Here is a 25,910-nt window from a genome sequence, read left to right on the forward strand (position 1 = left end):
GTCAGTTACGAGCTCAGTCGAGAGACGGAAGTGCCGGCAACTCTTTGGTCGCCAGCGCACGAGCCTCCTCTGGTGGCACACCCAATGCCCGCAGTATTAGCTCGGCGGTGTCAGAGCCCGATTCGCGCCACGTTCTGTGCCCTTCCAGCACCAGGAAAATGGAGCCGAGGACGCTGCTCGATATCAGCGTAAGGACTGAGAGCAATTGCTCCTGCGCAAACGTGTAGCGCCCACTGGAAAGTCCGCTCAGAAGATCCGTAGTCGCTTGACTGGAAAACATTTCGCGCAACGAAGAATTGCTCATGGCGAATTTATGGATGAATGCGCCCCACTGGGAGTCCTCGTGCGCTCGACGAATGAAGAATCGAATTCCATTGGCAAGGCGCTGAGCCGGATCGGAGAGGGAGTCGAAGCTCTTGTTGACGCGTTCATGCATCTCCCTCGCGAGATGACTGGCGACCGCCTCGAACAGGCTTTCCATGCTTTCGATGTTGCTATAGACCGTTCCGCGCGCCACTCCTGCCTCTTGCGCGAGGTCGAGGATGTTCACCTGCGAGGTGCCTCTTTCAGCGAACAGGCGAAAGGCGGCTTGATGAATGCGGCGCTGTGTTGGATTTAGGGATTCCACGGTTCTCTCTCCAGGATTACCTTATGGCCTAATTGAACACGCGTGTTCATCTGCCGTCAACGACGTTTTTTGATTCAAGTACCTGCTTCACAATAAAAACCGTTATATGCCTACAAATTCGGGGGCACTCTGAGTGATGAAGAGCCATTCAGATGTCCACTTATTGACTTATTTGAACACGCGTGTTCAGCTCCATGTTCTTTGGCTCGTCCTCTCGGCAGGGCCATCAAACCGGCCCATCGATGTAAACCAGGACTTCACCAACCTGAGTGATGGCTGGCCGTTTTTTCATTCCTGAAGGACAGAACATGACCGGCTCAAAGCTCTTCGAACCGCTTCGATTGCCTAACGGCGCGGTGATTCCAAACCGAATCGCCAAGGCTGCCATGGAGGAGAATCTTGCCAATGAGGATCACGCCCCAGGGGAAGCGCTGGCCAGGCTCTATCGGCGTTGGGCGGACGGTGGGGCCGGTCTGATCATCACTGGCAATGTCATGGTTGATCGCCACGCCTTGACCGGACCGGCAGGCGTGGTGCTTGAGGACGATCGCAACCTGGGCAAATTCACGCTCTGGGCCGATGCTTGCCGCAGTCGTGGAGCCCAGGCCTGGATGCAAATCAATCATCCCGGACGGCAGCTATTGGCTTCAATGGGGCAATCGGCACGGGGGCCCTCCGCGGTTGCCGTCGACATTCCCGGACTATCAAAGGCTTTTGTGCCGCCCAGGGCTTTGAATGAGCAGGAGATCGAAGAGCTGATCGAGCGCTATGCCCATGCTGCAGCGCTGGCCGAGCGTGCCGGATTCACTGGCGTGGAGGTTCATGCAGCGCATGGCTACCTGTTCAGCCAATTCCTTTCGCCCTTGACCAACCGGCGTAGCGACCGCTGGGGTGGCAGCCTGGAAAATCGTGCGCACATTCTCCTGCAAACCATCGACGCAATACGTCAGCGAGTGGCACCGACCTTTTGCGTCGCGGTGAAGCTCAATTCCGCGGACTTTCAGCGAGGCGGTTTCGATGCCGAGGATGCCGCTCGCGTGGTGGAAATGCTCAACGCCAAGGCGGTCGACCTGGTCGAGTTGTCAGGTGGCAGCTACGAAAGCCCGGCGATGCAGGGGCAGACCAGCGATGGCAGCCGCTTGGCTCGAGAAGCCTATTTTCTCGAGATCGCGCAGAAAATAGGTGAAATAGCGCGCATGCCGCTGATGGTCACCGGCGGCGTGCGCAGAAAGGAGGTGGCGGAGCGAGTGGTGAGCGGCTCGGTGTCGATGGTGGGGCTTGCCACTGCGCTGGCAATCGAGCCGGCCCTGCCAAGCCAGTGGATGGCCGGTCAGGACACCGAAGTGGAGCCCATCGTCGTCCGCTGGAAGAACAAGGCGCTGGCATCGCTAGCAGTGGCGTCGGTGATCAAGAAGCAGCTCGGCTTGTTGAGCCAAGGGAAACGGACAAAACCCGGGACGTCACCATTCATGGCATTGATCGGCAATCAGCTGAAGGCTCGTCGCCAGGCGAAGAACTATCGGCAATGGATTGCCCGGGCCTAGTGGGCATAGGTATCTACACAACATTGAAATACGGCGTAGGACTGAGTCCGTAGCAGCTGCCGAGCGTGCGAGGCTGCGTTCGAGCCGGGGTCGCGCTCGACCGAAGTCCTCGCAGTCCTGCGTACTCAGTTTGCCTGAAAGAATCCATTGCCTGGTTTTACGACCGCTACGCGGCCGGACGCAGCCTCGCACGCTCGGCAGCTGCTACGAGAGCTAAGATGTGTAGATACCTATGCGACGGGTAGCGGCTTGCCGGCGATTCTCTTGGCTTTGGCAGGTGTTACGCCCAGAGCCTTGAGAATCATTTCGGCGACCAGCCGATCATGCTCCGCCACCGCACGCCCCTCGACCACCGAGCGCATCGCTCCGGTTGTGCAGGATACGACCAAATCCAGGGCGATCCCTTCGTCCTCGTAAGCGAAAGAGCCTGCGCGCAGACCTTCACGCAGGTCGCCAAGCACATGGGCAGCCAATCGCGAGCGCATGGTCTGATCGGAATGGATGATGCGCAGCAGTGCGTTGGCCCACTGATGGTCGTCGGCGGCCCGGCATACGAACATGCGTACGCCAATCGAAAGCCGCTGTGCGCCGCAGTCCACGTCCGAGCTCAGGGCGGAAATGGCATCGGAGAACTCGGTGGCCATGGCGATGCCAACCGCCTCGAGTACTTCGTCGCGCGTTCGAAAATAGTTGTAGATGGTGCCGTTGGATACCGCGGCCTCCGCGGCGACCTCGAGCAGTGCAATCTCCCCCACCTCCTTACGTGCGACAAGACGCAATGCCGCGTCCACCAGGCCGCGACGGGTGCGTTCACGCTTCTTGTGGCCTCGAGTGAGAGGCTCTTGCGCAGGTGCTTCTGAAGGAAAAGTGGGGGAAGGCATCTTCAGGCTCTTAATCGAGGGGGCTCGTTAATGGTAATGGAAACGCTATCGGCTGTGGCGTCGGCGCTAGCCAACAGGCCCATGCAGTCTCGAACGAGACTGCCTGCATCGAAGCCAGGGACGTGGTGCATGATGATGCGGTCGGGGCGTACCGCGACCAGCGTTCCTTTAGCAGCCAGCGGCAGGATGTCATGGTTCAGGTCTTCGATGAAGTCGCAACTGCCACCGGAGCGCGTGCCGCGTGTTCTGATCTCCAGGAAGTGGCCTCCCATTTTTTCCCAGGAAACGACCTGAGCGCTGGTCAGCAGTGACAACGGGTCAACACCGAATCCAACCAGGGTCAGGTTGTCTCCAAGCACATCGTCGCTCAATTTGATCTGCTGTTGCATGGTGCGAACCCAGGCTTGGGGAAACAGACTGCCACGAACCAGCTTATCGCCACGACGATGCTGCACGAACAGGCCGTGTTTGAAGATGTTCTTCGGCTTGATGTCCAGCTGTTCGAAGTACCTTCTGGTCGCGGGAGTCAACGCCAGCATGCGCATCAGGCCGTGGACGAAGAAAGCTGCGATCCTGTTTCTGGGCATCACCAGGCGGCCCATGAGTTTCGCCAGATTGATCATCTCCTGGGCATGGGGGCGACGCTCTACGTCATAGCTATCGAGCACTGAAGGCGCCGCATGGCCGCGAAGGACCCAGGCCAGTTTCCAGGCCAGGTTGGCGCCATCTCGAAGGCCTGCAACGAGACCTTGCCCGACAAAGGGAGGGGTAATGTGGGCTGCATCTCCTGCGAGAAAGATGCGTCCCTTGCTGAATCTGTTGCAGCAGCGCGCGTGGAATCGATACACCGCCTTGCGCTCGATTTCCAGCTCCTGCGGATTGATCCATGGCGCGATCAGTCGGGCTATGCTTTCCGGGCTTTCCAGCTCTTCCCGGGATTCGCCTGGGTGCAGCATGAATTCCCAACGCTCCCTTCCGCCTGGAGCGGGCATGTGCGGCGTTGGGCGCCGTGGATCACAGATAAACTCAATGTGATCAATCGCTGACTTATGCCGGTTCATGACATCGACAATCAGCCAATCCTCTGCATAGGTTTGTCCTTCGAATTCCTGGCCAATCAGTGCTCTGACCCTGGAGCTTGCGCCATCCGCACCGACCAGGTACTGCGCGCGAACGCAATGCAAGTGGCCATTTTGATCACGTACGGAGGCGACGACACCGTCCGATTCCTCGACCAGGTTCTCAAGTTCGAAGCCACCAAGGCTGTTCACTGACTTCAGCCTGGAAACCTGGCTGCGCATCGCTCGTTCGAGGTCGGGTTGATAGAAAGTCACAAGCTTGGGATGGCCGTCGATACACCCTGCGGTATTGGCTCGACTGAATTGCCCGAGAACCGGGGAGTGCATCTTCACTTCAGGGATAGCGATCTTCTCGAAAGCGTCTTCCGACAATCCGGCGAGTTGCAGGATGCGCAGCGCCTCGTTGTCCAGGGCAATGGCGCGGGGCATCAGCAGGACCTCATGGGTCTTGTCCAGTACCAGTGTCGTTACCCCATAGCGGCCGAGCAGCGCCGCGATTGTCGCACCTACCGGACCGTTACCGACGATCAGCACATCGACGGCGGAGGGAGGCAATTCGGAAACTTTCTTGTTGTTGTTCATCTCGAGCCCTTGTTGTGATTGAAGTCGTGAGACGCGCAGGTCTCATCGTCAGGCAAAGTGAAGATATTCAAAAATGAGACATTTATCAATATTGATGTTTTTGTCATTAATTTTTGAGATCATTACCGCACCAAAATGAGGCCACGTGGTCTATGCCGAGGGTGTGACGGGGCTGGTTTGCGTCAGTTTCCGACCGGTGAGGCTTGGCTTCTGAGCCGATCAGCGTTGTCATTGGAGTAATGGCCCAGTACTGGAAACTATGTTTCAGTCTTCAGGAATCAAACGTGGCGCGTCCGCAGCCCCATCCGAACCCGGTCCAGCTCCGCTTCGTCGAGTTCGAGCTCGACGAGGCCAACGCCTGCCTGTTACGTAACGGAGAAACCGTGGCGTTGGCGCCAACGCCCTTCACCCTGCTGTGCGTACTTGCACGCCAGCCGGGATCGCTGGTGACCAAGGATGCTTTGCTTGACGCAGTGTGGGGACATCGGTTCGTCAGCGACTCGGTGCTGAAGACGGCCATCAGCGATCTGCGCAAGGTGCTGGGCGATGACCCCAGGCAGCCCCGCTTCATCGAGACGGTGTCGCGGCGCGGCTATCGCTTCATCGCCGCGCCCTCCCCTGCACCTTCGATGCCGCCTGCGTCCGCGACGGTACCGGCGGCCGGCGCGCATCCATCGCCGCCATTCATTGGTCGCACCGACGAGGTCTCAAGGCTGCAACGGGCGTGGGAACGGGCTTGTGGCGGGCAACGTGCAGTGGCCTGGCTCGCCGGAGAACCGGGGATTGGCAAGACCACGTTGATCGAGCATTTCCTCGCCAGCCTTGGCGGCATCGCCTGCGCACGCGGCCATTGCGTGGAACACTACGGCACCGGCGAGCCGTACCTGCCGGTGCTGGAGGCGTTGGCCGATCTGTGCCGCAGCGACCCCACCCTGCCGGCGCTGCTGCGCGCCGTGGCGCCGACCTGGCTGCTGCAACTGCCGTGGCTGAGCACTGCGCAGGAGCGAGACGCATTGCGGCGCGAGCTTGCCGGCGTCGGTCCGGACCGCATGCTGAGGGAAATGGGCGAACTGCTTGACCGCTACACAGAGCAGCGCCCGCTGTTGCTGGTGACCGAAGACCTGCACTGGAGCGATCGGGCGACGGTCCAGCTCATCGACTATATGGCACGGCGACGTGGCCGCACGCGGCTTATGTGGCTGTCGAGCTTGCGCCTCGCCGAGGTGGTAGCGCTCGATCATCCGCTCAACTCGTTGCGCCACGAACTGCGCCTGCAACGTCTGTGCGAGGAAGTGGTGCTCGATCCGTTCTCGGAAACCGAGGTCGCCGACTATGTCGCGCTGCGTTCGGCCTCTCTGGCGCGCGATGAAACCTTCGTGCGTGCCCTGCACGAGCGCACCGACGGTGTGCCGCTGTTCGTGTCGTCAGTCATCAGTGAAGTAATGGACCCAGCGGACGACGACGCCACCATCGAGGCCCGGCTGGCAGGAATGGCGGTTCCCGAGAATCTCGCGGCCATCATTGATCACTACATCGCCAAGCTCGGGCCGGAGCAGCGTGCGCTGCTCTCGGCGGCAGCGGTATGCGGAGTCGAATTCCGGGTTGAGACGGTTTCGCTGGCCCTCGAGCGCGACCTCGCTTCTGTGGCCCACGCCTGCGAGGAACTGGTGCGCGAGCAGGTGTGGCTCACGCAGTCGCGGGCCGCCGAACGTGAAGAGACGGTGGAGCTACCCTACTCGTTCCGGCATGCCCTCTTCCGCCAGGTACTGTACGACCGCACTCCGCGCTCAGTGCGCACCCACCTCCATCGCCAGGTTGGTGCTGCCCTCGAACGCGAGCGCATGGCCGGCGTGCCGGTTGCTGCCGCGGAGCTGGCGACGCACTTCGACCGGGCTCGGCAGCCGATGATCGCGCTGTGCTATTACGCCGAGGCCGCAGAAGCCGCGCTGCTGCACTTCAGCCCGGCCTTGTGCATCGGTCTCACTGAGCGCGCGTTGGTCCTGCTGACGCAGGCACCCGAAGGGACGGAGCGCGATGCGCTGGAAATTACCTTGGCCACGCTGCAGGGGGTGTCGGCGTTCCACACGTTCGGTGTCGGCAGCGAAGCCAGGAGCGCGTTCGAACGCGCGTACACGCTGCTAGCGGATGTACCCGAGCATCCAATGCGCGGTCGCCTGCTGCACGGATTCGGCTATCTGCTCGGTCTGCGCGGCGACTATGCGCTGGCGCTGGAGGTGGCGGAACGCGCCGAAGCCCTCTCGTGCGAGGCGAGCGATCCAGTGCTCATGCTGGCGGCGTGCATCGTGCAGGGCGAGGTGCATCACCTCCAGGGTCGCACGCAGACGACCCGCAGTTGGCTAGAGCGCGGCCTCGCGATCGCCGAGCCGCTGGACATCGGGGCGAACGAGATCTTTGCGGCCGATCCTCAGGTCATGCTGCACGGGATGCTGGCCATAGAACTCGTGCGCTCTGGCCTGGTTGAGCAAGGCCGAACCCACATGCAGCGGGCGCGAACCCGCGCGCAAGCGCTTCGTCAGCCCATGACCTGGCTGGTCGCCGCCTGGCAGGAGGTGTTGATCGAGGTGCGGATGGGCAACCCTGTGCGTGTGGCAGCGCTGGCTGATGACATGCAGACGCTGGTCGATGAGTATTCGCTCGCACTGGGGCGTACGGCTTGCCGCTGGTGGCGCGGCTGGGCCGACGCGCGCAACGGCGCGCCGCGCGACGGCTACCGTCGCATCCGCGAGGCCTACGACGAACACACCGGGCTCGGCATGCGCTCCGGTTCCAGCGAGGTACTCGGCTATGCCGCCGAGGCGCTGCTGCTGGCAGGTGATTGCAGCGCAGCGCAAGTCGAGCTAAAGGAAGCACTACGGGTCGGGGAGGAATTGGGCGAGCGCGTGTACCTGCCGCAGCTATTGCTGCTGGAGGCAGCGATCGCGCGAGCGCAGGGCCGGTCCGACGCCAGCAGTGCTGTGGTGCGGCGCGCGGTTGAGGAGGCTCGCGCCCAGCAAGCACCGTGGCTGGAACTGCTCGCGCTGGTCGAGCTGTGCGAACACCACGCTGCTGCAACCGAGGACCGCCAGGCCCTGGCGGCGCTGGTTGACCAGTTGCCCGAAACGGATGGAACCGAGCTGGTGAAACGTGCGCGCTCGCTGCTTCAGGCTGCACAGTCGACTTGAAGAGTTAAGGGCGAAAACTTGCGGGCCTCCTCGCGATGACGGCGGTACATTCAGCATCAATGTTGGCTGATCCGCCGCTATCGCGAGCCGGCTCGCACAGTGGATCTGGGTACATCCGCGAGAGGCGGGTCGGCTGTCAGGCCGCCTTCACGCCCTGAGCCTTTCCGTCAACTCGGTTTGGCCTTGTCAGAGCCACCTTCATCGCGAGCAAGCCCCCCAAAATCAAGATCAAAAGATCGCAGCCTGCGGCAGCTCCTACAGGGGAATGCGCATCTCCAGGCCGGCCGGTCGGCCGCCTCGCTTTTGCCGTTGCTTTGGCTTTTGATCTTGATCTTGATCTACCCGCCCCTTCGGCAGGCCGAGTGGAGGTGTTCATCAGGGGGGTGGCGCGAAGCGCCGTCAGCACAGCTGACTACGCCGCATTGCGGCGCCCCCTGATGGACACCGGAGCGAGGGAACACCGAGCCTTGGCGAGGTGCCGGACGCCGGGGTGAAGACCTTTGCTTCCTTTGGGCTGGGCCGGCACTCCGGCGTTTGCCAAAGGGAGTCGCTGTAAAAGCGAAACCCTAAGTGGCCGTTACCGCAGGAATGGATATGTACACCCGCAAGAGATTGGTCGGCTGTCAGGCCGCCATCGCGAGCAAGCTCACTCCCACAGGGACTGCGGTGTTCAAGCCCTTAACTTACCGGCATTAATTTCTGCGGGGAGGACGCTGTCCCGACCGAAGTCTGACCTTTCGCTTACGACTCGACCCAGGGGGCGGCCTACGCTGTCGTCGAACTTCCTTGATCCCCTGGTCTGCCATGAGCCTGAACCCTGAATCCAAGTACCCGAGCCGCCGCTCGTACGTAATGAAGCTGCGTAACGATGCCGCGCCGGGGGCCCTGGTGGGCCGCCTCGAAAACCTGGTCACCGGACGTCAGCGCGAGTTCTCGTCCGCCGAAGAGCTGCTGGAGTCGATTGCCTCGGACCTCGTGTCGACGGCCGGCGAGCACACGGCAGATACCGATGGCGAGTGACATCTGCACCCTGAATGAGCGCTCGATATGACGACCGAACGGCGACGTTTCGCTGACGACTTCGCGCACACCGGGCCCTACGCTGATGCAACCTCGAATCTACACGAGTCCAATCCGATGCCGCGACTTCCAACTCCCCATCCGCTGACCCGCCACACCGGGCAGACGCCCCTGCAACATGCCGAACGCCTGCTCCGCGTCGTCGTTGGTGCGGCGCTCGCCGCGTCTATCGCCCTGGTCTTGACGGGTTGCTCCACGGAGGTCGTCAAGCCGTCGGTAGACCTGCCGGCCAGGTTCACCGCAAGCACGGCCTCCGAGATGGAACCCGAAGCTGCGTGGTGGAAGACGTTCAACGACCCGGTGTTGACGGATCTGGTGCGCCGCGCGATGCGCGAGAACCGTGATATCAAGATTGCCGCCGAGCGCGTGCGCACCGCTCGCGCCGGTGAGACGGTCAGTCGCTCCTGGCTCTTTCCGAGTGTCGGCATGTCCGCCTTCGGCTCCGACCGTAGCAGCGGCTACGACACTGCCAAGAAGCAGGGGCTTCCAGATACCAAGACCATTGGCGCGGGCCTGGACGTCTCATGGGAACTTGACCTGAGCGAACGCCTGCGCGCTGGCGCGGAAGCGGCCGAGGCCGAGGCACTGGCTGCGGAGGACGGCGTACGCGGCGTGCGTCTGCTGGTGATGAGCGACATCGCCAGCAACTACTTCACGCTGGTCGGCGCGCTGCGCCAGGCCGAAACATTGCGCGCGATCTCGACGGCGCAGGACGAGACACTGCGCCTGGTGAATGCGCGTCACCGTGTAGGGCTGGCGACCTCCTTCGACGTCGAGCGGGCCCAGACCGATGCCGCATCGGCACGCGCGCAGATCCCTGCGCTGGAGACCCTGGCAGCGGTGGCGCGGCACCGCATCGCAGTATTGATCGGTGACCAGGCCTTTAACGCCGCGAGCATCCAGCCCTCCCCCGGCAACGTGGTGGCGCCCGAGGCCCGGCAGGGGCAGCCCGCCACCCTGCTCCAGCGCCGGCCTGATGTATTGGCGCTGATGGCGCAGCTCGATGCCGCCAATGCGCGCCGTAAACAAGCCGCGGCCGAGTGGTTCCCGCGGCTGTTCCTCGGTGCATCCTACGGGCGCCAGGGCCTTGAGCTGAACGGTCTGGATCTGGGCGCCGCGCGCTTCACCAACGTGGCCGGGCTGCTCACCCTGCCGATCTTCAACGCCGGGCGCACACGCGCGATCAACGAGGTCGCCGAGAGCGGCCAGCGTGAGGCGCTACTGCGCGCCGAGGACGGCATTGTGCGTGCGCTCGAGGACGTGGAGAACGCCCTCGTCACGCAGGCGCAAGAGCGTCACCGCGCCAAGTGGTTGCAGTCCGCCACCGAGTCTGCGGAGTCTGCTCTGAGCCGCGCACAGTCGCTCTACGATAGAGGGCAGATCGATCTGTTGCCGCTGCTGGACGCGCAACGGGCGCGCCTGACGGTGCGCCTGAGCGCCGACGACAGCAACACCCGGCTGCTGCTTGATAGCGTGCAGCTCTACAAGGCACTGGGCGGGGGCTGGCAGGTGTTCGAACAATCCGCTACCCCCACCACAGCCACCGAAGCCATCAAAGCCGACCGGCCACCACTTTCCTAAGAAACTTCCGTTTTTCAAAGAGGAACCGCCTTGAAAACCTCCCTTACTGCGGCCAGCGCCCTGGCCGTAGCCGTCATGCTGTCTGCGTGTAGCCCGGACCAGCCAGCCGTGCAGGCCCCACGACCGGTACGCACCGTTGAAATCAGCTACGACAATGCCCGCGACATCAGTCGCTATGTGGGCACCGTACAGTCGCGGCATGAAGTCGACCAGGCCTTCCGCGTGGGCGGCAAGGTAGCCCAGCGCAAGGTCGATGTAGGCCAGTTAGTGCGCGAAGGCGACATACTGGCTGTGCTGGATGACAGCGACTACCGCCTTGCTGAGGAAGCATCGCTACAACAGTGGACGATTGCCGTCGAGCAGACGCGCCAGGCCGACTCGGACCGCCAGCGCCTGACCGCGCTGAAGGTTGACGGCTCGGTCAGTGCGGCCGAGGACGAGCGCGCGCATACCAATGCCCAGACCGCGCAGGCGACCGCCAAGGCCGAGGCGCGAAAGCTCGAGCTCGCGCGCAACCGGCTCAAGTACACCGTGCTGCGCGCCTCGCGTAGCGGCGTCGTCACGGCTGTGCGCTTTGAGGCCGGGCAGGTCGTGGCGCAGGGCCAGTCGGTCGTCTCTATCGCAAATCCGGACGAGCCCGAGATCGTGGTCGATGTGCCCGAGGATCAGCTGTCCGCCTTCAAAGAGGCGCGTTTCAAGGCCTCGCTGGCCAGTGCGCCAAACGAAACCTTCGATGTCACGCTGCGCGAGCTGTCGCCGCAGGCCGCGGCGCAGACGCGCACCTATCGCGCGCGGCTGAAGCCGGGAAACGCGCGGCTTCTGCCGCTGGGCGCCACCGCTACGGTAATGGCCGAGCGCGTGATGACAAACATCTCGGTGGCGGCGGTGCCGGCTACGGCCCTGACGCAAAACGGCGGCCAGCCGGCGCTGTGGGTGGTCACGCCCGCGGGCAAGGATCCGGTAGGCATCGTCGAACTGGTGCGTGTGGCGGTGTGGGGCTACCGCAATGACGAGGTGCTCGTCTCCGGGCCGCAGGCCGGTGTATTGGTCGTCACCGCCGGGGTGCAGAAGATGGCGTCCGGACTGAAGGTCGCGCTTCCCGGCGCGGCGATCGTTGACGCGAACACCCCGCAGCAGGCCGCCCGATGAACAACTTCAACCTCACCGACTGGGCGCTGCGCCATCGCGCCATCGTCCTGTTCATGCTCATCCTCGTCGCGGTGGCCGGCACCTTCAGCTTCACCAGGCTCGGTCAACTCGAGGACCCGAATTTCTCCGTGCCCTCCATGACCGCCATTGTCATCTGGCCGGGCGCCACCGCCCAGCAGTTGCAGGACCAGGTCCTCAACCGCATGGAGAAGAAATTCGAGCAGATCGACCACTTCGAGAAAGTGGTCACCTACGCGCGGCAAGGCTACGCGGGCATGACGCTCACCGTGCGCGGAGGCACCTCCAAGGCCGACCAGCGCGAGGCCTGGTACCAGGCGCGCAAGAAACTCAACGACCTGAGCCTCGAGCTGCCTGATGGCGTGATCGGCCCGATCGTAAACGACGAATACGGCGACGTGTATGGCCTGATGTACGCGGTCAAGGGCGACGGCATCGGCCACGCCGACCTGTCGGACGCGGCCGAGGACATCAAGCGCCGCATGCTGAAGGTGCCGATGGTCAAAAAGATCGATGTCGTCGGCAAGCAGGCCAAGCGTGTCTACGTCGAGTTCTCGCACGAGCGTCTTGCAGCGCTGGGCATTACACCGCTAACCATCGCCGAAAGCCTCAAGAGCCAGAACGCCATGTTGCCCGCAGGCCAGATCGATACACGCGGCGACCGCGTCATGGTACGCGTGAGTGGCCCGTTCGCCAGCGAAGACGCCATCCGCAACGTGCCCATCGCCGCAGGCGGCCGGCAGATCAAACTCGGCGACATTGCGATCGTTAAACGTGGCTTTGAGGATCCGCCGACCTACACGGTGCGCCACAACGGCCAGCCAGTGCTGATGCTCGGCATCACGATGACCAGCGACGGCAACATCGTGGACCTTGGCAAGGAAATGGACACGGCAGTCGCCAGGATCCAGTCGGAACTTCCCCATGGCGTAGAGCTGGAGCTCGTGGCCGACCAGCCAACCACGGTGAAGGACGCCATCCTGGACTTCGGGCGCGCGCTAGCCGAGGCGCTGATCATCGTGATCGCGGTGAGCCTGGCCAGCCTGGGCTGGCGCGCCGGTCTCGTGGTCGCGACCACGGTGCCGCTGGTGCTGGGCGGCGTGGCGCTGGTGATGCTGGCGATGGGCTGGAACCTCGAGCGCATTTCGCTCGGCTCGCTGATTATCGCGTTGGGACTGCTGGTGGATGACGCCATCATCGCCATCGAGATGATGGTGGCGAAGATGGAAACCGGCATGGACCGCGTGAAGGCGGCCGCCTTCTCCTATCAGTCCACCGCCATGCCGCGCCTGACCGGCGCACTTATCACCGTCGTGGGCTTCCTGCCGATCGGCCTCTCGCAGTCCACCACCGGCGAGTACGCGGGCGGCATCTTCTGGATCGTCGGCGCCGCGGTGCTGTTCTCGTGGATCTGCTCCGGCATCTTCACGCCGTACCTGGCGGTCAAGATGCTGCCCAACGACTTGGGCAAGCACCAGCATGGCGCTGATCTGTACGACACGAAGTTCTACCGCAGCCTACGCCGCCTGATCGACGCCGCCATCGAGCGCCGCTGGGTGGTCATCGGTGCGACGTTTGGCGCTCTGGCGCTTGCTCTGGCCTGTATCAAGCTCGTGCCGCAGCAATTCTTTCCCAACAGTTCGCGCCCTGAACTGGTCATTGACCTGCGCGTAAAGGAAGGCTCCTCGTTCGCCGCGACGACCGAGCAGGTCAAGCACATGGAGGAGATCCTGGCGAAGGACGAGGACGTGCGTTTCTTTACCGCCTACACCGGCGCCGGCGCACCGCGCTTCTATCTCTCGCTCAACCCCGAGCTGCCGAATCCGGGATTTGCCCAGTTCGTTGTGATGACCAAGGACCTGGAGGCACGCGAGCGGGTACGTGCGCGGCTGGTGACCTCGGCCGACCAACAATTCCCCCAGGCGTGGGTGCGCGTGACCCGGCTCGAGTTGGGGCCGCCTGTCGGCTACCCGGTGCAGTTGCGCGTCGTAGGCCCCGATACCCAAATGGTGCGCCAGATCGCCCGCGACGTAGAGAAGGTGGTTGCGTCCAACCCGAAGGTGCGCGACCTCCAGCTCGACTGGAACGACCCGGTGCGCACGCTGAAGGTGGAGCTTGATCAGGACAAGGCGAGCGCGCTTGGCCTGACGCCGGCCGACGTGTCGCTGGCGACCCAGACCGTGATGAATGGCGCAACCCTGTCGCAGCTGCGTGAGCACGAGGACCTGATCGACATCGTGGCCCGTGCCGTGCCTGAGGAGCGCTTGAGCCTCGACACACTGAAAGACATCAACCTCTACACGCGCCAGGGCACGGTTGTGCCACTGTCGCAAGTCGCACAGGTGCGCTCTGAGCTGGAAGAGCCGGTGCTGTGGCGTCGCAACCGCGATATGGCGATCACGGTGCGTGCCGACGTGAAGGATGGCGAGCAAGGTGTATCGGTGACGCAGGAGATCCAGCCGTTGCTTAAGGATATCGAAGCGAAGCTGCCGTCGGGCTACCGCATCGACGTGGGCGGCGCGGTGGAGGAAAGTGACACGGCCAACAAGGCGCTGCTCGCGATAGCCCCGCTGATGCTGGTCAGCATCCTGCTGCTGCTTATGCTGCAACTCCAGAGCTTCTCTCGCATGTGGATGGTGGTGCTGACCGCTCCGCTGGGCCTGATCGGCGTGGTGCCGGCGCTGCTGGTGTTCCAGTCGCCGCTGGGCTTCGTCGCGATCCTGGGCATCATCGCACTGGGTGGCATGATCATGCGCAACTCGGTGATCCTGATCGACCAGGTGCAAACCGAAATCGCTGAAGGGCGCGACCCGTGGAATGCTGTGCTGGATGCCGCCATTCACCGGGCCCGTCCGGTGATGCTGACGGCGCTGGCCACCGTGCTTGCAATGATCCCGCTAACGCGCAGTGTGTTCTGGGGGCCGATGGCAATTGCGATCATGGGCGGCCTTACCGTGGCGACGCTACTGACGATCTTCTTCGTCCCGGCGTTGTACGCCGCATGGTTCAAGGTGGGTCGCCAGACGGCCGCTGACACCCGACAGGTACGGGGGGACGCCGCGCTCGCGTCCGAGTGATGAGTGCCGTGGCACCGCCCCTCGCAGCTCAACCTTTCACAAAACCTTCATCAAATAGTGATTCCAGTGACTTGGGCGAGTCATAGCGATGACATCACTGCGGCCTAAAGTCGGTTGAACTCCTATATGGCCACGGACGGCTGTTCAACCAGACAGAGAAGCCCATGAACGCAGCTATCCATGTCGATCATCTGAACAAGACCTTTGCGGGTAAAACCGCACTGGTCAACCTCGATCTCACCATTGCGGCCGGTGAGATGGTCGCGCTGATCGGCGCTTCCGGCTCCGGCAAATCCACCCTGCTCCGTCACTTGGCGGGCCTGGCATGTTGCGATCGCAATAACGGCGGCAGCGTCAAGGTGTTGGGGCGCGAAGTGCAGGCGAGCGGGCGGCTCAACGGCAAAGTGCGGCGCTTGCGCGCTGACATCGGCTACATCTTCCAGCAGTTCAATCTGGTCAACCGTCTCAGCGTGCTCGATAACGTACTGCTCGGTTGCCTGGGGCGCATACCGCGCTGGCGTGGCAATTTCCGCCTGTTCAATGCCGAGGAAAAACAGTTCGCCATGGCCTCCCTGGACCGCGTCGGCCTGGCTGACCTGGCGGCGCAGCGCGCATCGACCCTGTCCGGCGGCCAACAGCAACGGGTGGCGATTGCCCGGGCGCTGACCCAGCGTGCCGAGGTGATTCTGGCGGATGAACCGATCGCCTCGCTGGACCCGGAGTCGGCGCGCAAGGTTATGGAAATCCTCGCTGACATCAACCGCCGCGACGGCAAGACCGTGGTGGTCACCTTGCATCAGGTCGATTACGCCACGCATTATTGCCCGCGTGCCGTAGCGCTCAAAAGCGGACGGATTCATTTCGACGGTCCCGGCACGGAGCTGAGCAGCCGTTTCCTCAATGACTTGTACGGCGCCGACACCGATACCCGCCTGATGATTTCCGATCAGGCCCGACAGCCTGATCCTGCGTCCCGGCTGGTGCTGGCGCGCGCTTGAACACACCTCACTTTCCCAACTGTGCACCCTCAGGAAAACATTCCATGCTGAACCGTATCGGTCGCGTTTTTGCCGGCGCTGCTTTGCTCGCCGGTTGTGTGCTGGGCACCGCCCAGGCGGAAGAAAAAGCCATCAACTTCGGGATCATGTCCACCGAATCCTCGCAGAATCTCAAGAGCATCTGGCAGCCGTTTCTCGACGACATGCACAAGCAGACCGGCCTGAAGATCAACGCCACATTCGCCTCCGACTATGCCGGCCTGATCCAGGGCATGCGCTTCAACAAGGTCGACGTCGCCTGGCTGGGCAACAAGGCCGCGATTGAAGCGGTGGACCGTTCCAATGGCGAAATTTTCGCCCAGACCGCTGCCGCCAGCGGCGCCGCCGGCTATTGGAGTGTGCTGATCGCGCGCAAGGACAGCCCGATCAACTCCGTCGATGACATGCTGAAAAACGCCAAGACCCTGACCTTCGGCAATGGCGACCCGAACTCCACCTCGGGTTATCTGGTGCCGGGCTACTACGTGTTCGCCAAGAACAACGTCGATGCCGCCACCGCGTTCAAGCGCACCCTCAACTCCAGCCACGAGGTCAACGCCTTGAGCGTGGCCAAGGGACAACTGGATGTGGCGACCTTCAACACTGAAAGCTGGGATCGTCTGGAAGTGACCCAGCCGGACAAGGCGGCGCTGCTCAAGGTGATCTGGAAGTCGCCACTGATTCCCGCCGACCCGCTGGTGTGGAGCAAGGCCCTGAGCGACAGCCAGAAGCAAAAGATCCGCGATTTCATTTTCAGCTATGGCGACACCGAGTCCGAGAAGGCCGTGCTCAACAACATGCAACTGAGCAAATTCCTGGCCTCCAACGACGACCAATTGTTGCCGATCCGTCAGCTTGAGCTGTTCAAACAGCGCACCACCCTCAGTGCCGACACCAAGCTTGAGGCGGTGGACAAAGCCAAGCGCCTGGCCGGGATTGACGCCGAGCTGGCCAAGCTGCAAGAGCGCCTCACCGCCCTCGAGAAAGCCAGCGACAAAAAAAGCGCGGCCAACGCCGGTTGATTCACGGCGGGGCACTGCGGTGCCCCGCCTCTTCTGAGAACACCTCATGACTACTCTGCACGCTGAAGCGGTAGGCAAACGTTCCTGGCCGACATACACCGGTTGGGGCCTGTTCCTGGTCCTGCTGGCCTGGGCCTGGCACGGCGCCGAAATGAATCCGATGGCGCTGTATCGCGACTCGGGAAACATGGCGACCTTCGCCGCTGATTTCTTCCCGCCGGACTTCCATGAATGGCGCTCCTACCTTAAGGAAATGATCGTCACCGTACAGATCGCCCTCTGGGGCACGGTGCTGGCGATTGTCTGCTCGGTGCCGCTGGGCATTCTCTGCGCCGAAAACATCACGCCCTGGTGGATTCATCAACCCCTGCGCCGGGTGATGGATGCCTTCCGCTCGATCAACGAAATGGTGTTCGCCATGTTGTTTGTGGTGGCGGTCGGTCTGGGACCGTTTGCCGGGGTCCTGGCGCTGTGGATCAGTACCACCGGCGTGCTGGCCAAGCTGTTTGCCGAAGCGGTCGAGGCGATCGATCCGGGGCCGGTCGAAGGGGTCCGCGCCACCGGCGCCAGCGCCTTGCAAGAAGTGATCTACGGCGTGATCCCGCAAGTGATGCCGCTGTGGGTGTCCTACGCGCTGTACCGATTCGAGGCCAACGTGCGCTCGGCGACGGTGGTGGGGATGGTCGGGGCCGGCGGGATCGGGGTGATTCTGTGGGAGAACATCCGCGCCTTCCAGTTCGTCCAGACCTGCGCGGTACTGCTGGTGATCATCGTTGTGGTGAGCTTGATCGACATCCTGTCGCAACGCCTGCGCAAGCGATTCATTTGAATTTCGGAGGGGTGCCCGTGGGCGCTTTTTTTTAACGATGCAGTTGTCTAGACAAGATGAACCGGTGTATCGCGAGTTGGCCGACATCCTGCGTCGGGAACTGTCCGACTACCAGGCGGGCGACTTCCTGCCGGCGGAAGTGCAGCTGGCCGAGCGTTTCGGGGTCAATCGCCACACCCTGCGCCGTGCCATTGATGAGTTGGTGTTCGAAGGCAGCCTGTTGCGCCGCCAGGGCAAAGGCACCCAAGTGCTGGAACGGCCACTGATTTATCCGATGGCCGCCGACAGTGCCTACAGCCAGTCGTTGTCGGCCCAAGGCCTGGGCGTCGAGGCGCTGCTGCTCAAGCGCCGTTATTGCTTCGCCAGTCGTGAAGAAGCGCAACACCTTGGCATCGCCGAGATGGCGCCGATGATCGAATTGCAGACCTTGCGCAAGCTCGATCACCAACCGGTCAGCCTGATCCGCCATCGCTACTGCGCCAGCCACGCGCCGCTGCTGGCGGATTACACCGGCGGTTCACTGCGTCAGTACCTGAGCGAACGGGACCTGCCGCTGACCCGCACCCTGAGCCTGATCGGTGCCCGTTTGCCCAACCGCGAAGAAGCCGCGCTGTTAATGATGCCCCGGCATTTGCCGGCACTGAGTGTGTTCACCCTTTCCCGTGATCGCGACGGCCGTGCGGTGGAGCTGGCCCAGTCCACCAGCCGTTCGGATCGCTTCCAGTACCAGGTCGTCACCTGATGGAGAACCCCATGCACAACTCTGTTCCTCACACCGAACGGCAACACTGGATCGGCGTGCTTGCCAACGCCCGTCGCGATGAATTGCAGCCCCATGAAGCCGCCCTGCGCGACATCGAATACCAGCTGATCCGCGCCCCGGAAATTGGCATGACCCTGGTCCGGGGCCGTATGGGCGGCACCGGCGCGCCGTTCAACCTCGGCGAAATGAGCGTGACCCGCTGCGTGGTGCGCCTGGCCGATGGCCGTACCGGCTACAGCTACCTGGGAGGGCGCGACAAGGCCCACGCTGAATTGGCCGCCTTGGCCGACGCGCATTTGCAGGGCACGCAACAGCGGCATTGGCTCGATGCGTTGATCACGCCGCTGGCCCAGGCCCAGGCCGAACGCCGGATGCAGAAAGAGGCGGACACCGCCGCCACCAAAGTCGAATTCTTCACCCTCGTGCGAGGAGAAAACTGATGAGCACAGCGCTATTGCAACCGGCATTCGCCGACCCGGTGCTGGATGCCCAGCGCGGTTTTCGCGCGGCACTCAAGGCACTGGCCGGTCCCGGTTTGATCCAGACCCTGTCTACCACGCCGCGCCTTGAAGGACTGGAGCCCGCGTCCTATGCACTGTGCCTGGCGCTCCTGGATGTCGACACGCCCCTGTGGCTGGCGCCCTCCTTCGACACGCCGGTGATCCGCGCCAATCTGGCGTTCCATTGTGGCTGCCCGTTAACCCCGAACCGGGAAACGGCGCGTTTTGCCTTGCTCGCCGCCCAGGACCTGCTCGAGCTCGGCGGCTTCGACATGGGCAATGACCGCTATCCCGATCAGTCCTGCACCTTGCTGGTTCAGCTGCCAAACCTCGGCGACGGAGCCGCGCGGGTGTGGCGCGGCCCGGGGATCGAGAGCGAACACCGGGTCAGCCTGCCGGTGGCCGATGGCTTCTGGGACGAACGTGAGCGCTGCAACGAATTTCCCCGTGGCCTGGACCTGTTTTTCGCCGCGGGCCATGACGTCATCGGCCTGCCGCGCAGCACCCGGGTCAGCCGCACAGCACAGGAGCGTGTCTGATGTACGTAGCCGTCAAGGGTGGCGAACAGGCCATCGACAATGCCCATCGTTTGCTGGCGAAACTACGCCGGGGCGATACTTCGGTCACCGAATTGAGCGTCGAGCAGATCCGGCAACAACTGCCGCTGGCGGTGGCGCGGGTGATGAGCGAAGGCTCGCTGTACGACCAAGAACTCGCCGCGCTGGCCATCAAGCAAGCGGCCGGAGATCTGGTGGAAGCGATCTTCCTGTTGCGAGCCTACCGCACGACGTTGCCGCGCTTCAGTCCGAGCCTGCCGATCGACACCGCCAATATGCAGCTCAGCCGACGTTTGTCCGCGACGTTCAAGGACGTGCCAGGCGGGCAACTGCTAGGGCCAACCTTCGATTACACCCATCGTCTGCTTGACTTCGCGCTGCTCGCTGAAGGCGAGTATCCGGGGCCGCAGGTTACGCCCGATGCCAGCCTTGAACCGTGCCCGCGAGTCCTCGGCTTACTGGCCAAAGAAGGCTTGATCAAGAACGAATCCGACGACAGCGAGACGGTGCCTGACATCACCCGCGACCCACTGGAACTGCCCGCCAGCCGCGCCCAGCGCTTGCAGGCCCTGGCCCGTGGCGACGAAGGTTTTCTGCTGGCGTTGGGCTATTCGACCCAGCGCGGCTATGGCCGCAATCACCCGTTCGCCGGGGAAATCCGCATCGGCGAAGTGGAAGTCTGGATCGACCCTGAAGAGCTGGGTTTTCCGATCAATCTGGGCAGCATCGAAGTCACCGAGTGCGAGATGGTCAACCAGTTCGTCGGCTCAGCCACCGAGTTGGCACAGTTCACGCGTGGCTACGGTCTGGCCTTCGGGCATGCCGAGCGCAAGGTCATGGGCATGGCGTTGGTCGACCGCGCATTGCGCGCCGGCGAGTACAACGAAGAGATCGTGTCCCCGGCGCAGCAGGAGGAATTCGTCCTGATGCACTGCGACAACGTCGAGGCCGCCGGTTTTGTCTCCCACCTCAAACTACCTCACTACGTGGATTTCCAGGCCGAACTGGAGTTGGTCCGCAAACTGCGCAAGCCTGCCGAGGGGCAAAGCCATGAATGACCTGAACCAGGCGCCGGTACGCGACGCGGCGTACAACTTCGCTTACCTCGATGAACAGACCAAACGCATGATCCGCCGCGCCTTGCTCAAAGCCGTGGCGATCCCCGGTTACCAGGTGCCGTTCGGTGGCCGCGAGATGCCGCTGCCTTACGGCTGGGGTACTGGCGGCATGCAGTTGACCGCGGCGATTCTCGGTGCCGAAGACGTGCTGAAGGTCATCGATCAGGGTGCTGACGATACCACCAACGCCGTGTCGATCCGGCGCTTTTTTGCCCGCACTGCTGGCGTCGTCACCACTGAAAGCACACCGGATGCCACGCTGATCCAGACCCGTCATCGTATCCCGGAAACCCCGCTGCACGCCGATCAGATCATGGTGTATCAGGTGCCGATTCCCGAGCCGCTGCGCTTTATCGAACCTTCGGAAACCGAGACCCGGACCCTGCACGCCCTCAACGATTACGGGGTGATGCACGTCAAGCTCTACGAGGACATCGCCACGTTCGGCCACATCGCCACCGCCTACGCCTACCCGGTGATGGTCGACGAACGCTACGTGATGGACCCGTCGCCGATTCCCAAATTCGACAACCCGAAACTCGACATGAGCCCGGCGTTGATGCTGTTTGGCGCTGGCCGGGAAAAGCGCCTGTACGCAGTGCCACCGTATACCAAAGTCACCAGCCTCGACTTCGAGGATCACCCCTTCGAAGCGCAGAAGTGGGACGAGTGCTGCGCCATTTGCGGCAGCCGCGATTCGTTCCTCGACGAGTTGATCCTCGACGACGCCGGCACCCAGAGCTTCGTCTGTTCCGACACCTATTACTGCGCCCAGCGCGTCAGCCAGCAGGAGCAGGGTCAATGAACCAGGCGCTGAAAAACCATCTGTCCGTGTCCACTGTTGAACCGCTGTTGCAGGTGCGTGACCTGTCGCTGTTGTACGGGCCGGAGAAAGGCTGCCAGGGCGTGAGCTTTGACCTGTACCCCGGTGAAGTGCTGGGGATCGTTGGCGAGTCCGGTTCCGGCAAGTCGACCTTACTCTCGTTGCTCAGCGGGCGCTTGCCTCCCCAGCGCGGCAGCATCGGTTACCGCGACAAGCGAGGCCAATGGCTCGACCTGTACAGCGCCAGCGAGGCCGAGCGTCGGACCTTGCTGCGCACCGAATGGGGCTTCGTCGAACAGAACCCGCGCGACGGTTTGCGCATGGGCGTGTCGGCCGGCGCCAACATCGGCGAGCGCCTGATGGCCCAGGGCGTGCGCAATTACCAGCAATTGCGTGGGGCCGGAATCGACTGGCTGAGCCAGGTGGAGATCGACCCGCAGCGGATCGACGACTTGCCCCGGACCTTCTCCGGCGGCATGCAGCAGCGCCTGCAAATCGCCCGCAATCTGGTGTCGAGCCCGCGCCTGGTGTTCATGGACGAGCCAACCGGCGGCCTCGACGTGTCGGTGCAGGCGCGTTTGCTCGACCTGCTGCGCGGCCTGGTGCGCGAACTGGATCTGGCGGTGGTGATCGTCACCCACGACCTGGCGGTGGCGCGGCTGCTGGCGGATCGGCTGATGGTGATGCGCCGTTCGCGGGTGGTGGAAACCGGCCTGACCGATCAGATCCTCGATGATCCGCAGCATCCTTATTCGCAACTGCTGGTGTCTTCGGTGTTGCAGCCATGAAGCCCCGTCCAACTGTGGAAATCCCAGCGATGAATACCCTGATCGAGGTCCGCGACCTCTCGAAAACCTTCACCCTGCATCAACAGAACGGGGTGGTCCTCAACGTGTTGCGCGGCGTTGATTTCAGCGTGGCAGCTGGCGAGTGCCTGGTGCTGCACGGCCAGTCCGGCGCCGGCAAAAGTACCTTGCTGCGCACCTTGTATGGCAACTACCTGCCCGCGGGCGGCAGCATCCGCGTGCAGCACGACGAGCAATGGCTTGAGCTGGTGGGGGCGCAACCGCGGGACATTCTGCAAGTGCGTCAGCGCACAGTGGGCTATGTCAGCCAGTTCCTGCGGGTGATCCCCCGGGTGGCGTGCCTGGATGTGGTGATGGAGCCGGCCCTGGCCCGTGGGTGGTCGAAAGCCTCGGCCAAGTCCCGCGCCGAGCTGCTGTTGAGCCGACTGAACATCCCTGAACGCTTGTGGTCATTGGCGCCCGGCACCTTCTCCGGCGGAGAGCAGCAGCGTGTCAACATCGCCCGGGGTTTCATGGTGACCTGGCCGGTGATGTTGCTGGACGAACCCACCGCGTCCCTGGATGACAGCAATCGCCAGGTGGTGCTGGAACTGATGAATGAGGCGAAAGCCGCAGGCGCCGCGCTGATCGGCATCTTCCACGACCGCGCCGCCCGCGAGGCGGTTGCCGATCGCCATTTCGACATGACCCCGGCTGCTGTGACCCACGAGGAATACGCCGATGCCCGCTGAACAGATCCTCAGTAATGCGCAACTGGTCACCGCTGACCGCACGTTCTACGGCACAGTGGTGCTGCGCGACGGCCTGATCGCCGACATTGGCGAAGGCCCCAGCCGGCTGCCCGGCGCCCAGGACCTCCAGGGTGATTACCTGTTGCCGGGGCTGGTGGAGTTGCACACCGACAATCTGGAAAAGCACATGACCCCGCGCCCCGGCGTGGATTGGCCATCGCGCTCGGCAGTGCTCAGCCATGATGCGCAGATCATCGCGGCGGGCATCACCACGGTGTTCGACGCTGTATCCATCGGCGATGTGAACCCCAAGGGCAATCGCATGCAGAAATTGCCGGCGATGCTTGAGGCCATTGCCAGCGCATCCGACGCCGGCCTGACCCGCTCCGAGCATCGGTTGCACCTGCGTTGCGAGCTGTGCCACCCGGACACCCTGAGCGTGTTTCGCGATCTGGTGGAGCATCCCCTGGTGCAATTGGTGTCGGTGATGGACCATTCGCCGGGCCAGCGCCAGTTCGTGCTGGAATCCAAGTACCGCGAGTACTACATGGGCAAGTACCACCTGACGACGACGCAGATGGATGAGTTCATCACCTTGCAGATGGCCAACTCGCGCAAGTACAGCGACGGCTATCGTGCGGCGATTGTCGAGCATTGCCTGGCCCGAGGCCTGTCGGTAGCCAGTCACGACGACGCGACCCTGGCCCATGTCGAAGAGTCGGCGCGCTATGGCATGACCATCGCCGAGTTTCCGACCTCGCTGGAAGCGGCCCGCGGTTGTCGGCAACAGGACATGAAAGTGCTGATGGGCGCGCCGAACATCGTGCGCGGCGGTTCTCACTCGGGAAATGTGGCCGCCGCAGACTTGGCGAGCGAAGGCTTGCTGGACATTCTTTCCAGCGACTACTACCCGGCCAGTCTGTTGCAAGCGGCATTTGTGCTGGCGACCCAGGACAATCACTGCGATCTGGCCCAGGCCGTGCGCATGATAACGCTGGCCCCGGCCAGAGCGGCCGGGTTGCATGATCGCGGCGAAATAGCCCCGGGGCTTCGGGCGGATCTGGTGCAAGCCAGGAACCTGGACGGGCTGCCGGTACTCCAACAAGTCTGGCAAAAAGCCAAGAGGGTATTTTGATGGCGGGCAGATTGATCTATCTCATCGGACCTTCCGGTTCGGGCAAGGACAGCCTGCTGGATGCCGTACGAACGCGGTTGGCCGAGCGCGGCTGCCACATCGTGCGGCGGGTCATCACCCGCTCGGCGGAAGCGGTGGGCGAGGCGGCTCAGGGCGTGAGCAGGGAACAGTTCGCCGCGCTTGAGGCTCAGGGTGCGTTTGCCCTGAGCTGGCACGCCAATGGGCTGTCCTACGGCATTCCACGGGAAATCGACGATTGGCTGGCGGCCGGAGAGGATGTGCTGATCAATGGCTCACGCGGGCATCTGGCACAAACCCGCGAGCGCTATCCAGACCTGCGGGTAGTGTTGCTGACGGTGGATCAGGCCGTGTTGCGCCAGCGCCTGCTGGCGCGCGGGCGTGAATCCGTGGCCGAGATCGATCAGCGTCTGGCGCGCAATGCGCGTTTCAGTGAGCGCGTACTGGCCGATAACGACCCGGCGTTGTACCGGGTCGACAACTCCGGGCCGCTGGAACGCGCGGTCGAACGCTTGTTGGCGTGCGTTGACGGTCAAGCCATATGCGCCTGACCTTGCTGGGCACCGGCGATGCCCGACAGGTGCCGGTCTACGGTTGCGAGTGCGTAGCCTGTCGCCACGCCAGCCATGACGAACGCCTGCGCCGTCGACCGTGCAGCGCGCTGATCGAATGCGTTGACCAGCGCTGGTTGATCGACAGCGGCTTGCCTGATCTGAGCGAACGCTTCCCGCCTCGCAGCTTTGACGGGATCTTTCAGACTCACTACCACGCCGACCACGCCCAAGGTCTGCTGCATTTGCGCTGGGGCCATGGCCTGGTGATTCCGGTGCATGGCCCGGTGGACCCGGAAGGCCTCGCCGATCTCTACAAACACCCCGGCATCCTCGATTTCCGTCATCCGTTCGAGGCCTTCGAAACTCGCGCGTTCGGCCCGCTCAGCGTCACCGCCCTGCCGTTGCAACACTCCAGGCCGACCCTCGGCTACCTGCTCGAAGGCGACGGCCGGCGTATTGCCTACCTCACCGACACCGTCGGCCTGCCACCGGCCACCACGGCCTGGCTGCAACGCGAACCGCTGGACGGGCTGGTCCTCGACTGCTCGATGCCACCGCAACCCCAGACACCGCGAAATCACAATGACCTGAACCTGGCGTTGCAGTGCATTGATGAACTGCAGCCGGCGTTGGCGGTGTTGACCCATATCGGCCACACCTTCGATGCTTGGCTGATGCAGCATCGCGGCGAATTACCGGGCAATGTTGAGGTGGGGTTTGATGGTTATGTGCTTTAGCGGCAGTACCGAAGCCTGAGACTTATCGTACAGGCTCACGCCGTTTCCTGGCGCTCGTAACGGCGCCTTCGCACCGTTCGTGCCATCTACTCTTCAAGGCGGCTCGTGGCGTCACGATCGCGTTCGTATCGTCTCGTGAGTGGAAACGGCGGCAACCAGGACTCGCGACGGACGATCCAGCTTTCGTAGGTGGGCATCAGTTGGTCAGGGGCATCCAGGGATCCCAGGTTCACTTCGATTTCGTCGGCGGTGCGGGCGAAAACGGACGAGCCACAGCGGGGACAGAAAAACCGCCCGGCGTAGTCGCGGGTTTCGCCCTCGATCTTCACCGCATCCTGAGGGAACACCGCGCAAGCGTTGAAAAGCGCCCCATGATGCTTGCGGCAGTCGAGACAGTGACAAAGGCCGACCCGGTATGGGAGTCCCGAGGCCTCAATTCTAACGTTGCCGCACAGGCAACCGCCGGTGAATCGGTCCAT

The 25,910-nt window shown here is 63.0% G+C and carries 23 protein-coding genes; 19 read left to right on the top strand and 4 right to left on the bottom strand.

The window, feature by feature from the left end:
• Nucleotides 1-13: 13 nt before the first annotated feature.
• On the bottom strand, nt 14-628 hold the full coding sequence (locus AC3IUA_RS18775) for a TetR/AcrR family transcriptional regulator (protein WP_489356175.1): 615 nt from the start codon (nt 626-628) through the stop codon (nt 14-16).
• 308 nt (nt 629-936) lie between these two features.
• On the opposite strand from AC3IUA_RS18775, the gene AC3IUA_RS18780 reads away from it, so the two are divergent.
• The gene (locus AC3IUA_RS18780; RefSeq protein ID WP_489356176.1) at nt 937-2,172 is read left to right on the top strand and encodes an NADH:flavin oxidoreductase/NADH oxidase family protein; all 1,236 of its coding nucleotides are present in this window, start codon (nt 937-939) and stop codon (nt 2,170-2,172) included.
• A 230-nt stretch (nt 2,173-2,402) separates the two neighbouring features.
• On the opposite strand, the gene AC3IUA_RS18785 is transcribed toward AC3IUA_RS18780, so the two are convergent.
• Both AC3IUA_RS18785 and mhpA read right to left on the bottom strand, forming a co-directional pair.
• The gene (locus AC3IUA_RS18785; protein ID WP_489356178.1) at nt 2,403-3,053 is read right to left on the bottom strand and encodes a TetR/AcrR family transcriptional regulator; all 651 of its coding nucleotides are present in this window, start codon (nt 3,051-3,053) and stop codon (nt 2,403-2,405) included.
• A 2-nt stretch (nt 3,054-3,055) separates the two neighbouring features.
• Nucleotides 3,056-4,714, bottom strand: coding sequence for a bifunctional 3-(3-hydroxy-phenyl)propionate/3-hydroxycinnamic acid hydroxylase MhpA (gene mhpA, locus AC3IUA_RS18790; protein ID WP_489356180.1), 1,659 nt, complete (start codon nt 4,712-4,714; stop codon nt 3,056-3,058).
• Between the two features lie 284 nt (nt 4,715-4,998).
• Here mhpA and AC3IUA_RS18795 point away from each other — a divergent pair, with 284 nt between their 5' ends.
• The 18 genes from AC3IUA_RS18795 to phnP all read left to right on the top strand — a co-directional run bounded on the left by AC3IUA_RS18795 (nt 4,999) and on the right by phnP (nt 25,431).
• Entirely contained in the window at nt 4,999-7,896 is a 2,898-nt protein-coding gene (locus AC3IUA_RS18795) for an ATP-binding protein (RefSeq protein ID WP_489356182.1), read from the top strand.
• 804 nt (nt 7,897-8,700) lie between these two features.
• The gene (locus tag AC3IUA_RS18800; protein WP_489356184.1) at nt 8,701-8,916 is read left to right on the top strand and encodes a hypothetical protein; all 216 of its coding nucleotides are present in this window, start codon (nt 8,701-8,703) and stop codon (nt 8,914-8,916) included.
• A 117-nt stretch (nt 8,917-9,033) separates the two neighbouring features.
• Nucleotides 9,034-10,557, top strand: a complete 1,524-nt coding sequence (locus tag AC3IUA_RS18805) for an efflux transporter outer membrane subunit (protein ID WP_489362400.1) — start codon at nt 9,034-9,036, stop codon at nt 10,555-10,557.
• A 30-nt stretch (nt 10,558-10,587) separates the two neighbouring features.
• Complete coding sequence (locus AC3IUA_RS18810) at nt 10,588-11,706, top strand: efflux RND transporter periplasmic adaptor subunit (RefSeq protein WP_489356186.1); 1,119 nt, start codon at nt 10,588-10,590, stop codon at nt 11,704-11,706.
• Nucleotides 11,703-14,801, top strand: a complete 3,099-nt coding sequence (locus tag AC3IUA_RS18815; protein ID WP_489356188.1) for an efflux RND transporter permease subunit — start codon at nt 11,703-11,705, stop codon at nt 14,799-14,801. Before AC3IUA_RS18810 ends, AC3IUA_RS18815 begins: the two co-directional genes overlap by 4 nt.
• A 164-nt stretch (nt 14,802-14,965) precedes the next feature.
• Nucleotides 14,966-15,799: a phosphonate ABC transporter ATP-binding protein gene (gene phnC, locus AC3IUA_RS18820; RefSeq protein WP_489356190.1), complete on the top strand. Its 834-nt coding sequence runs from the start codon at nt 14,966-14,968 to the stop codon at nt 15,797-15,799.
• Between the two features lie 44 nt (nt 15,800-15,843).
• Nucleotides 15,844-16,860, top strand: a complete 1,017-nt coding sequence (phnD, locus tag AC3IUA_RS18825; protein ID WP_489356192.1) for a phosphonate ABC transporter substrate-binding protein — start codon at nt 15,844-15,846, stop codon at nt 16,858-16,860.
• A gap of 46 nt (nt 16,861-16,906) precedes the next feature.
• The gene (gene phnE, locus AC3IUA_RS18830; protein WP_489356194.1) at nt 16,907-17,689 is read left to right on the top strand and encodes a phosphonate ABC transporter, permease protein PhnE; all 783 of its coding nucleotides are present in this window, start codon (nt 16,907-16,909) and stop codon (nt 17,687-17,689) included.
• A 37-nt stretch (nt 17,690-17,726) separates the two neighbouring features.
• Nucleotides 17,727-18,431: a phosphonate metabolism transcriptional regulator PhnF gene (gene phnF / locus AC3IUA_RS18835; protein ID WP_489356196.1), complete on the top strand. Its 705-nt coding sequence runs from the start codon at nt 17,727-17,729 to the stop codon at nt 18,429-18,431.
• Between the two features lie 11 nt (nt 18,432-18,442).
• Nucleotides 18,443-18,892: a phosphonate C-P lyase system protein PhnG gene (gene phnG / locus AC3IUA_RS18840; RefSeq protein WP_489356198.1), complete on the top strand. Its 450-nt coding sequence runs from the start codon at nt 18,443-18,445 to the stop codon at nt 18,890-18,892.
• Nucleotides 18,892-19,491, top strand: coding sequence for a phosphonate C-P lyase system protein PhnH (gene phnH / locus AC3IUA_RS18845; RefSeq protein WP_489356200.1), 600 nt, complete (start codon nt 18,892-18,894; stop codon nt 19,489-19,491). Before phnG ends, phnH begins: the two co-directional genes overlap by 1 nt.
• Nucleotides 19,491-20,567 (top strand): carbon-phosphorus lyase complex subunit, encoded by a 1,077-nt coding sequence (locus AC3IUA_RS18850; RefSeq protein WP_489356202.1) that lies wholly within the window; start codon nt 19,491-19,493, stop codon nt 20,565-20,567. Before phnH ends, AC3IUA_RS18850 begins: the two co-directional genes overlap by 1 nt.
• Nucleotides 20,560-21,432 (top strand): alpha-D-ribose 1-methylphosphonate 5-phosphate C-P-lyase PhnJ, encoded by an 873-nt coding sequence (locus AC3IUA_RS18855; RefSeq protein WP_489356204.1) that lies wholly within the window; start codon nt 20,560-20,562, stop codon nt 21,430-21,432. Before AC3IUA_RS18850 ends, AC3IUA_RS18855 begins: the two co-directional genes overlap by 8 nt.
• A complete protein-coding gene (gene phnK, locus AC3IUA_RS18860) occupies nt 21,429-22,238 on the top strand; it encodes a phosphonate C-P lyase system protein PhnK (RefSeq protein WP_489356205.1) in 810 nt (269 codons plus the stop codon). The genes AC3IUA_RS18855 and phnK overlap by 4 nt, the downstream gene beginning before the upstream one ends.
• A gap of 29 nt (nt 22,239-22,267) precedes the next feature.
• Nucleotides 22,268-22,987: a phosphonate C-P lyase system protein PhnL gene (gene phnL / locus AC3IUA_RS18865; protein WP_489356207.1), complete on the top strand. Its 720-nt coding sequence runs from the start codon at nt 22,268-22,270 to the stop codon at nt 22,985-22,987.
• Complete coding sequence (locus AC3IUA_RS18870) at nt 22,977-24,122, top strand: alpha-D-ribose 1-methylphosphonate 5-triphosphate diphosphatase (protein ID WP_489356209.1); 1,146 nt, start codon at nt 22,977-22,979, stop codon at nt 24,120-24,122. The genes phnL and AC3IUA_RS18870 overlap by 11 nt, the downstream gene beginning before the upstream one ends.
• Nucleotides 24,122-24,691, top strand: a complete 570-nt coding sequence (gene phnN / locus AC3IUA_RS18875; protein WP_489356211.1) for a phosphonate metabolism protein/1,5-bisphosphokinase (PRPP-forming) PhnN — start codon at nt 24,122-24,124, stop codon at nt 24,689-24,691. The genes AC3IUA_RS18870 and phnN overlap by 1 nt, the downstream gene beginning before the upstream one ends.
• A complete protein-coding gene (phnP, locus tag AC3IUA_RS18880; protein ID WP_489356213.1) occupies nt 24,682-25,431 on the top strand; it encodes a phosphonate metabolism protein PhnP in 750 nt (249 codons plus the stop codon). The genes phnN and phnP overlap by 10 nt, the downstream gene beginning before the upstream one ends.
• 86 nt (nt 25,432-25,517) lie before the next feature.
• Here the strand turns inward: phnP and AC3IUA_RS18885 are convergent, their stop codons facing one another.
• Nucleotides 25,518-25,910 carry a GFA family protein gene (locus AC3IUA_RS18885; RefSeq protein WP_489356215.1) on the bottom strand — a complete coding sequence of 131 codons (393 nt, stop codon included), beginning with the start codon at nt 25,908-25,910 and terminating at the stop codon, nt 25,518-25,520.

Source organism: Pseudomonas sp. KH_050, assembly GCF_057838875.1.